Origin of the sequence: Paraburkholderia sp. SIMBA_053 (assembly GCF_046534895.1) — a bacterium.
Lineage (GTDB): Bacteria > Pseudomonadota > Gammaproteobacteria > Burkholderiales > Burkholderiaceae > Paraburkholderia > Paraburkholderia caledonica.
The window spans coordinates 1-379 of the sequence record NZ_JAWRXU010000191.1; the positions used below are offsets into that span (position 1 = coordinate 1).

Consider the following 379-nt stretch of genomic DNA (forward strand, 5'->3'; position numbering starts at 1 on the left):
TCGGCGAGTGTTGCGTATGGCCGAGCGGAATCGACGTGCTCAGCATCACTTCGTTCGACAGCGTGCCGTCCGCGCTGCGCGTGCGGCCTGCCGTAACACTATAGGTCCCGTATTTGAAGCCGTTCGAGTAGCCCAACTGATAAAACATGTCGCGTCCCGGCCGGTTCCAGTAGTGCTGCGACGAAACGTTGGCGAACACCGCGCCGCGATCCTTAAGCGTCTGGTTGACGGTCAGTTGCAGACGGCCGCGTTCGCGGTCGGCTGCGTTGACGTCGCTGCCATGCAGCGCGGCGTCGCGCAGCCGGGCGGCGTCGGCGAGGCCGAGATAGCCGCTGTCCGAGTACCGGTACGCGCCAAGCGCGATGTTGGTATTGGTTGC

1 protein-coding gene is annotated in these 379 nt (G+C 64.1%); it reads right to left on the bottom strand.

Annotated features, from left to right (window positions below; genetic code table 11):
* Positions 1-379, bottom strand: a 379-nt coding sequence (locus SB753_RS35220; protein WP_410804682.1) for a fimbria/pilus outer membrane usher protein, incomplete at both ends; no start/stop codon positions are given.